At 65.7% G+C, this 1,921-nt stretch carries 1 protein-coding gene; it reads left to right on the top strand.

Annotated features, from left to right (window positions below):
- The coding region (locus JHD82_RS28885) for a glutamate synthase central domain-containing protein (protein WP_269848177.1) at positions 1–1,921 on the top strand (1,921 nt) is incomplete at both ends.

The raw sequence follows: 1,921 nt of genomic DNA, 5'->3' as shown, positions 1-1,921 counted from the left end.
GCCCTACAAGCAGTGGATCGAGAACCTGCGCATCAAGCTGGGCAGCGTGGGCAGTGACACCCATGCCGGCCCCGAGGCCGCCAGCCTGCCGCTGCTCGAGCGCCAGCAGGCCTTCGGCTTCACGCAGGAAGACATCAAGTTCCTGCTGGCCCCCATGGCCAAGAACGGCGAGGAAGGCATCGGCTCCATGGGCAACGACAGCCCGCTGGCCGTGCTGTCGGACAAGAACAAGCCGCTGTACAACTACTTCCGCCAGATGTTCGCGCAGGTGACCAACCCGCCGATCGACCCCATCCGCGAAGCCATCGTGATGTCGCTGGTGTCCTTCATCGGACCCAAGCCCAACCTGCTGGACATCAACCAGGTCAACCCGCCCATGCGTCTCGAAGTGCACCAGCCCGTGCTGGACTTCGCCGACATGGCCAAGCTGCGCGACATCGAACGCCACACGCAGGGCAAGTTCAAGAGCGCAACGATCGACATCACCTACCCGCTGTCCTGGGGCAAGCAGGGCGTGGAAGCCAAGCTGGCATCGCTGTGCGCGCAGGCCGTGGACGCCATCAAGGGCGGCGCCAACATCCTGATCATCAGTGACCGCCATGTGAGCGCCACCCAGGTGGCCATCCCCGCGCTGCTGGCGCTGTCGGCCATCCACCAGCACCTGGTGCGCGAGGGCCTGCGCACCACGGCCGGCCTGGTCGTGGAAACGGGCACGGCGCGCGAAGTGCACCACTTCGCCGTGCTGGCGGGCTACGGCGCCGAGGCCGTGCATCCCTACCTGGCCATGGAAACCCTGGCCGATATGCACAAGGAGCTGGGCGGCGACCTGTCGGCCGACAAGGCCATCTACAACTACGTCAAGGCCATCGGCAAGGGCCTGTCCAAGATCATGTCCAAGATGGGCGTGTCCACCTACATGTCCTATTGCGGCGCCCAGCTGTTCGAGGTGATCGGCCTGAACAGCGACACCGTGGACAAGTACTTCACCGGCACGGCCAGCCGCGTCGAGGGTATCGGCGTCTTCGAGATCGCCGAGGAAACCATCCGCAACCACCGCGCGGCCTTCGGTGACGATCCCGTGCTGGAAACCATGCTGGACGCCGGCGGCGAATACGCCTGGCGCGCCCGTGGCGAAGAGCACATGTGGTCGCCCGACGCCATCGCCAAGCTGCAGCATTCCACGCGCTCCAACAACTGGAGCACGTACAAGGAATACGCCCAGCTGATCAACGACCAGAGCAAGCGCCACATGACGCTGCGCGGCCTGTTCGAGTTCAAGTTCGACCCGGCCAAGGCCATTGCGCTGGACCAGGTCGAATCGGCCAAGGAGATCGTCAAGCGCTTTGCCACGGGCGCCATGTCGCTGGGCTCGATCAGCACCGAGGCCCATGCCACGCTGGCCGTGGCCATGAACCGCATCGGCGGCAAGAGCAACACCGGCGAAGGCGGGGAAGATCCCCAGCGCTACCGCAACGAGCTCAAGGGCATCCCGATCAAGAAGGGCGAGACCCTGGGCTCCATCATTGGCGCCGACAAGGTCGAGGCCGACATCGAGCTGCAGGACGGCGACTCGCTGCGCTCCAGGATCAAGCAGGTGGCATCGGGCCGCTTCGGCGTCACGGCCGAGTACCTGTCGTCCTCGGACCAGGTGCAGATCAAGATGGCCCAGGGCGCCAAGCCCGGCGAAGGCGGCCAGCTGCCCGGCGGCAAGGTGTCCGACTACATCGGCAAGCTGCGCCACTCCGTGCCCGGCGTCGGCCTGATCTCGCCCCCGCCCCACCACGACATCTACTCCATCGAGGATCTGGCCCAGCTGATCCACGACCTGAAGAACGTGGCGCCGCACGCCGACATCTCGGTCAAGCTCGTGTCCGAAGTGGGCGTGGGCACCATCGCGGCCGGCGTGGCCAAGTGCAAGAGC

The organism is Delftia sp. ASV31 (assembly GCF_016428765.1).
In the GTDB taxonomy this organism is placed as follows: domain Bacteria; phylum Pseudomonadota; class Gammaproteobacteria; order Burkholderiales; family Burkholderiaceae_C; genus Comamonas; species Comamonas acidovorans.
The sequence above is the reverse complement of the archived record's forward strand: the minus strand, read 5'-3'. Positions and strand labels throughout refer to the sequence as shown.